General features: G+C 50.4%; 8 protein-coding genes and 1 pseudogene. 3 read left to right on the forward strand and 6 right to left on the reverse strand.

The genetic code is table 11. The features are described from left to right. Window positions 1-54: 54 nt before the first annotated feature. Window positions 55-306: an HNH endonuclease signature motif containing protein gene (locus H6G13_RS27210; protein WP_190488823.1), complete on the forward strand. Its 252-nt coding sequence runs from the start codon at window positions 55-57 to the stop codon at window positions 304-306. A 105-nt stretch (window positions 307-411) separates the two neighbouring features. Here the strand turns inward: H6G13_RS27210 and H6G13_RS27215 are convergent, their stop codons facing one another. Continuing rightward, window positions 412-1,653 (reverse strand): lactonase family protein, encoded by a 1,242-nt coding sequence (locus tag H6G13_RS27215; RefSeq protein WP_242028565.1) that lies wholly within the window; start codon window positions 1,651-1,653, stop codon window positions 412-414. A 341-nt stretch (window positions 1,654-1,994) separates the two neighbouring features. On the opposite strand from H6G13_RS27215, the gene H6G13_RS27220 reads away from it, so the two are divergent. Beyond that, window positions 1,995-2,879, forward strand: a complete 885-nt coding sequence (locus H6G13_RS27220; RefSeq protein ID WP_190488827.1) for a LysR family transcriptional regulator — start codon at window positions 1,995-1,997, stop codon at window positions 2,877-2,879. Window positions 2,880-3,380: 501 nt separating this feature from the next. Here H6G13_RS27220 and H6G13_RS27225 read toward each other — a convergent pair. From H6G13_RS27225 to H6G13_RS29305, 5 genes and pseudogenes are all read right to left on the reverse strand, one after another. Further along, entirely contained in the window at window positions 3,381-3,617 is a 237-nt protein-coding gene (locus H6G13_RS27225; protein WP_190488829.1) for a hypothetical protein, read from the reverse strand. Between the two features lie 199 nt (window positions 3,618-3,816). Then, window positions 3,817-4,526 (reverse strand): IS1 family transposase gene (locus tag H6G13_RS27235; protein WP_242028566.1). Its coding sequence is split into 2 segments (ribosomal slippage): window positions 3,817-4,232 and window positions 4,232-4,526, totalling 711 coding nucleotides; the frame shifts between segments, so codons are not numbered across the junction. A gap of 89 nt (window positions 4,527-4,615) precedes the next feature. Then, window positions 4,616-4,768: pseudogene (locus H6G13_RS28940) on the reverse strand (IS701 family transposase); the annotation flags it as partial. Between the two features lie 60 nt (window positions 4,769-4,828). After that, on the reverse strand, window positions 4,829-4,960 hold the full coding sequence (locus H6G13_RS29300) for a hypothetical protein (RefSeq protein WP_277882559.1): 132 nt from the start codon (window positions 4,958-4,960) through the stop codon (window positions 4,829-4,831). 1 nt (window position 4,961) lies between these two features. Further along, a complete protein-coding gene (locus H6G13_RS29305; RefSeq protein ID WP_277882560.1) occupies window positions 4,962-5,084 on the reverse strand; it encodes a hypothetical protein in 123 nt (40 codons plus the stop codon). 1,145 nt (window positions 5,085-6,229) lie between these two features. On the opposite strand from H6G13_RS29305, the gene H6G13_RS29615 reads away from it, so the two are divergent. Then, window positions 6,230-6,559, forward strand: coding sequence for an IS1 family transposase (locus H6G13_RS29615; protein ID WP_206756552.1), 330 nt, complete (start codon window positions 6,230-6,232; stop codon window positions 6,557-6,559). The last annotated feature ends 29 nt before the right edge of the window (window positions 6,560-6,588 follow it).

Consider the following 6,588-nt stretch of genomic DNA (forward strand, 5'->3'; position numbering starts at 1 on the left):
CGTTGCTCCAGTTCGTCAGTTGTTAGATGAGGGCTAAGGGTCAGGCGTTTAGGCATGGTCAAGCAGCAATGCGGCTACTTCCCATATTACGGGCACTTAAGCCGACATGATATCAAACGCCAGAAGGGCCGCTGCAACGCTTACAACTTGATTTTCAGGGACGCAGATGTCATCGAACTCGACCACATCATTCCCCGCTCTCTCGGCGGTCTTGATATTTCCGCTAATTGGCAACTCCTCCACAGACATTATCACCACACCAAATCCGCCGCTGAGCAAAATTCAGTCCGCACCAGGGGGGTGTGATGGTCACTCACCAAATCCTCAAGGAGTCAGACGCTGAGAAACTCGCATGTCCGGTTCTGGAGGCCTAAGCCCTGACACCAAAACCCATCCCCCCACTCACGCATCTCACGGAACCAGCACAATATCGTGGGCACCCCGCACAACATCGAGCCTGAAGCCTGTGCGCTCTAATCTTGGTGGATCGCCTGAAACCACGTTCCAAAATTCAACGACCCCCGTTCGCGGGTTCGGTTCACGGTTGTGGTAGATAACAACGGCTAAGGCATCTCCAGTGGCGTCGAAAGTCGCCTGCTCTGGCAGTAATCCTTCAAAGCCGTATTCCTCAAGCGTTGTCAGCTGTCCGCTCTGAGGGTCAAGCTGCACCAGCGACAACGAACTGTAGGGCTTGCCGCGCCAAGCTGGCGGCAAATTTGGACTGAGGTACGTCCGGCGCAAATTGACGGTTGCAATCAGCCGATTATCGGGGCTGAGCGCAAAGCCTTCAGGGCCAAGCCCAACTACGGCTCTTGAGGTAACTTCCGGCGGCCTGTTTTGCTCTGGCTCAAAGCGAATCGCAGTCATTTCGCCCCTTCGATTAAGCAGGTAGTTCAAGGCGCGCAGGCCGTGCATTCGCCATTTCAAGTCAGGCACCAGCAAAAACCTTCCATCTGCGGTGAATCGGGCATGGCTTAGATGATTGCCAACCGCCAAAGGGCGATCGTAGAGCTGAATTTGAATTGCCTGACCCGACTGCGTTACTGTGTAGAACGCTACTGCAGAGGCTAGTGCATTGCCTGGGTCATCGCCAGTTGTCGTTAGGGCCAGGAAATTTCCAGACGGGTGCCAAATGGCCGCTTCGGGAACCACCCCCGATGGGAGATTGGCTGCGATTGAAAACCCTGTCATTTCCCCCAAGGTGCCATCGGGCTGAATCTCGGCAATGACCAGTTCTCTCCCGGCCTCTTCTAGATTAATAGCTAACAGCTGACCGTTAGGGCTAATGCTTAGGTGTTTTGGGTTTCTGCCCATGCTGACGGTCTGGATCACTCTGGGCTGCTGCAGGTTGGCAATATCTACTACGGTGATGATTTCGCCCTCTGGCATAGCCTCAATGCTGCTGAGCTGCTGAACGTTGTCGGGGGGATGCGATCGCACTTCTGCCACATACGCGTGCTGCTGATCGGGTGAAACCGCAACAATTTGAGGCCATGACATCACTGAGTTTGAAACTCGAACCGATGAAACGATCGGGCGCTCAAAATCCAGCGGCAGGGCAATCGATGTGAGCGCATCCTCCACATTAGGAATCCGATCTAGCCTGCCATCTGCATAGGCTGTTGCCACCATATCTGCATCAGAAGCAACCAACAATGCGCGTCCAGAGAACTGCAAAAGCTGGCTTCCCTGCCTAACGGGCGCAAGACCAACGGGCTCAATTAACTGCAGCAATCCAAAGCATACTAGAGCAATCACCAGCCCTAAAACTACCCAAAGTGATCGGTTCAGAATCTGTATTTTGAGAGGTTTCATAGATCTTTCTGCCTAGTGTTTATGGACTTTCCTCAGCGCTTTAAGGCCAATCCTTAAAGGCGGTTTCCATCTGCAAAGCGTGAATTTCTAGCCCGGCTCAATCCCCATCAAGATAAAATAGCCGCAAGCTCCATGTCCAAGTCATTTTTGGCACCGCATTAATAACTGAGAGTTATCAGATGGAACTTCGGAACCTGCGATACTTTGTCACCGTCGCCGAAGAGCTTCATTTTGGTCGGGCTGCAGAGCGTCTGCAATTGACTCAGCCCGCTTTGAGTAAGCAAATCGCCAGCCTAGAGAAAGAGCTTGGCGCGCAGCTGTTTACTCGCACCAAACGAACTGTGGCCCTCACAGCTGCTGGCCAAGTTTTTTGGGAACAGGCCGTGCAAATCCTCGCCCAACTAGAGGAAGCCATTCACCTGATACAGCGGACAGCACGGGGAGAAGCTGGGCACCTGCGAATAGGGTTTACCGAAACAGCAACGCATACGGTATTGCCCGCACTGGTTCGGCGCTTTCGCGATCGCTTTCCCAACGTCAAGCTGACGATGCTAGAGCTCTGTACTGAAGCACAGGTCGCTGCCCTCACAGTCAGGCAAATCGATGTCGCTTTTCTGCACCCCCCAATTGATGAGCGGGGCTTGAAGCTTTATTCCCTCCTGGAAGAAGACTTTGTTGCTGTTCTACCGAAACAGCATCCTCTTTTGAGCTACGAGCAAATTCCAGTATCTGCCTTTGCCGATGAGCCCTTAATCATTCATCCCCGAAAAGAAGGCCCAGCGCTCTACGATGGGCTAATCCAGATTTGTCAACAGGCTGGCTTTCAACCCAAGATTGTTCAGGAATCAATTTCAGCCCGAACTCGCATCTGTCTAGTAGCTGCTGGCATTGGCATTAGCTTCGTGCCGCAAAGCGTGCAGCCCTCAGTAGTCCCAGATGTGGCTTGTAGAGCCTTAGCGGATTGTCCTATGAAATTGAAGTTTGCTGCTGCCTGGCAGCAAAGCTCTACGGCTCCAACGCTCCAGGCTTTTCTAGATATTTTGCTCAACGACGTCTACAGATAATTCCTGTTTGACTCATGTGCGTATTTTTCAAACTTCGAGCTCTTGTTAGCTTTTGGTATCTAAGTACTTGGAGTGCGCTGAAACCCAATTCCTTCGTTGAGGCAGACAACGATCGTGCCTACCTTCACCAAAATCAGGAAAGAAAACATGGCAAATCAATTTGATACCCTAAAATATCGCAAATCAAACTGTACTACTTCTGCCCCAAAGCCCTATCCACTAAGCCTTTCATCCACTAAAATAAAGCGTCATTTGGTAGTGTTCTAGACCTGTGGATCAATTTTTCAGAGAGAGTGCTCTGTCAGCTTTGTAGCAGTCTCACCCACAGGTCTAGAACACTACCCCCGACTCTTCCCTACCCTGAACCGTTAGAGCCTGCCAGCAGAAGTGTTGAGCATAGAGACTAATCATTAGGTAGACACAGAAGATCACTTCCCACCAGCGCTTGATACTGGCGTAATCTGTCAAGCGGAAGTCGGCCCAGCCCAATTCGTTTTTGACCTATTTGAAGCCGTACTCAATCCAGTTTCTCAAGCTATAGAGCAGAGGTAAGCGCAGGATGTCGCTTGGCAAGTCAGTCATGATGTACCAGCTATCAGCATCCTGCTCGGTGCCCTTGGTAATCTGGAAGTAGCGAATTGAGCGGCGTTGCCCAAAGACAATCTCACGAATAAAGCGAGTTTGTGGTGGGCGATGTGCTAAGGGTCGCTCAAAGGCTCGCCAGCGGTTGTAGCGCACTCTTTGCCACGATGGATCAACACCCCATAGTTAGAACGAATAGCAACGATGAAGGGCATCTCAAACTTCCTAACACAGGCAATAAAACTGCTGCTTTCTCCATAGAAGCTATCTGCCAGAACCAACTGGACCTTAAACCCAGCAGCCTGAACTTCGTTGATTAACTCAACGGCCAGTTCTGGTTTAGTTTTAGGTAGTACTAGATAGGTAATGATGCATTGTAGTGGTGGATGAAATTCCACAGCAAGCCGATGTGGTTGCGTAGGCTCTTCGAGAAGGCAAGGCTGCGCCTGACAAAGCGTGAGACTCGTTGCCTCAGGGTGTTGTTGAAACGCTCTATGTAGCTCGTTTTGCCACTGTCCTTACTCACCACCTGATGCCGCTTCTGGGGCAACACACCCTTATAAGCCTCCCAGTCATGGGTGTAGATAACAGCACACTGCCGATAAACCTTGGGCAAAGAGTCCCACAACCTTTGAGCACTGCTTCGACTACGGTCTCCCACATAGGCCCCAATAATCTCTCTGGTTTGAGCATCCATTGCTAGCCAGACCCACTGCTTGTTGCCCTTGCGATCAACAAAAGACCATAGCTCATCACACTGCACGCTTAGAGGCCCCTTTTTTTCGGGCGTACTTGAGCTTGTTTTGGCGTCTGGGCTGCTTTGAGGTGAACGTAATCTTGGAGCCATTGCTCTGAGACCTGCGCTGCTCGGGCGATTCCAGCCATTGAAAGGCGCTCTAGCAGAAGACGGTCAACCAAGTCCCGAGTAGCTTGGTCTATTCGTTTATCGGTAGGGTGCTCGACAAACTGGTAACCACAGTTGCGGCACAGAAACCGTTGTTTACCCGTGTGAATGCGTCCGTTCTTAACCGTCCGAGGGGAACTACATTTTGAGCAGGTCGGCATTGCTCTCCAGTAGATAGCTGCCTTACCACCCTAACAAATCGATCATTACCTCTAGAGTTCTACCTAGTTTTATACTCGTCACCTTTCTAGAGATGACTGCGGGGTTTGAATATCTTGAATAGCAGAGGATACGTGATATTACCCACAACCGCATAAGCATTGACCGAGACAATCCCGTTTGCTGTTTTGCCTAGATTGCCGATGTACTGCTTAGCTACGTAGTCCGTTGCGTTCCCTTTTTCAAGGGGAGGCTGGGGGGATCTAAGGTATGGCTATGCTACGCATCAAATCATTCTCAAGCGCTATTCAATTAGCAGGTGTTTGGTCAGCATCCGCATCCATTCCCCAAAGCGACCGGTGGGCAGGGGTTCTGTCCAGTCGTTGGGTTCGGCAAAGTGGAGGATGTGCAGGGTCTTGATGATGCGAACTGACAAATCACCGCAAGCTATCGCAAGCCACCAAACTCTCATAGACCGCAATTCGGGCCTTGTCACGTCGGGGAGAAAGGCCGGCAGAAACAGTGGGCGGCTGTGCGCCCGAGTCGGGTGGTTGAAACATGAGGTTCTGGTTCCTTGGAAGTGGGGTGAACAGTCCTGTCCCCTCAGAAGAGAGGCAGGGATAGATTCACCTCCTGGTAAGGGCTTAAAGGTTTGAGAGAGCCGGATAGACCCGCCCGTTCCTTGGGCACCGTTGCCAGGAGGCGTGAGGAAACCAGAACTCAAAAACCCTGAAAATCCCGCCGCATAGTGCAGATTGAGGATAATCAGGGTTTATCATCACCCTAGATCTCCAGACTGCCACGAACAGTTTTGGGGGTTCAGTCGCTCATTGGTGGGTCCAATCACCTTTGGGCGACGCCAAGGTTTTCGAGTCCTGTAGCTAGGCTGCCGCATACGACAGCTTAATGGCAGAGCATAAAATAGGTGCCGTTCTGAGTCAAGCGTATCGCCAAGTTTGCCGCTCCGTAGGCTGGGCTAATGTCGAACTAGCCAATGAGCCTTTCACCAACGTGCCCAAGCCATTCTAGGTTTTCTCCTCCCAAAGTGACAGAAGAGAAATAGCACAGCGTAGCGCATCACTCAAAACTTTCGCTTCATTGCTGCCAAACTTTCGATGACGGTATCAGTGCCATCTCACTGGTTAGCCTGCTTGGCAAGAGTAAGTCCTCTTATCTAAAATTACTCTCTAATAATCATAATCAATTATGTAAGCAACTTGATTTGTTGGAGAATACCGTAGTGTAATAGGATCAGCGTGATCTCTAAAGTAGCATTGCCCTTCCATCGTCTCTGACGGATTCCACCAATGCTCCTGAGGAGTATTCTGATATGCCCGACCGCGAGGAGTATTCTGATATACCCGACCGCAGGGACTTTCAGGGCTTAGTTCCATGTCGCTAACAAACTGCTCAACAGTCTCTGATTTCACATTAAATCGACAAAAATAGAAAAAGCCGTGTGCCACTATCCCATCAGGATCAGCCGTACATTGGAGGTTGTTCACCCTTCCAGCAAGACTGGGATATCGAATGTAAAACCCAATATAATTTGGAATGACACTATCTACTTTCAATAGTCTTGGAACACCGAAGTAGAAGAGACACAGCCAAACAACAAAACCAACAGGAAAAACAGCAAAACAAGTAGGCAGTAGTCGAACTTCAATCAAAAAGGGGTAGTGATGAATAGTAATGGTGAATTGATATGCTAGGAACATCAAGCATTGCAGCCAAATCGATGAACTGTCCTAAGTGTCAATCTCCTCAAATCATCAAATACGGACATACCCATTACGGCAAACCCCGATTCCGGTGCCAGGATTGTGGACGGCAATTCGTTGAGGGGGCAACCCGGCAACCGATCGATGAGACGACTCACCAATTGATTGATAAGCTGTTGCTCGAACGCCTAGCACTGGCAGCGATTGCACGGGTGACAGGTGTTTCTCAGCGGTGGTTGCAAATGTATGTCAATCAGAAGTTCTACCAAACGCCGAGAACCATCGAAGTCACCCAAAAAAACCGGGACGGCTGACGATTCAGCTCGATGAGATGTGGTCTTTT

Source organism: Pseudanabaena sp. FACHB-2040, assembly GCF_014696715.1.
Classification (GTDB): domain Bacteria; phylum Cyanobacteriota; class Cyanobacteriia; order Phormidesmidales; family Phormidesmidaceae; genus JACVSF01.

Excerpts from the sequence above, each read along its gene's own strand:
- H6G13_RS27220 (WP_190488827.1), top strand. The coding sequence starts at position 1,995 with ATGGAACTTCGGAACCTGCGATACTTTGTCACCGTCGCCGAAGAGCTT.
- H6G13_RS27210 (WP_190488823.1), top strand. The coding sequence starts at position 55 with ATGGTCAAGCAGCAATGCGGCTACTTCCCATATTACGGGCACTTAAGC.
- H6G13_RS29305 (WP_277882560.1), bottom strand. The coding sequence starts at position 5,084 with ATGTTTCAACCACCCGACTCGGGCGCACAGCCGCCCACTGTTTCTGCC.
- H6G13_RS29615 (WP_206756552.1), top strand. The coding sequence starts at position 6,230 with ATGCTAGGAACATCAAGCATTGCAGCCAAATCGATGAACTGTCCTAAG.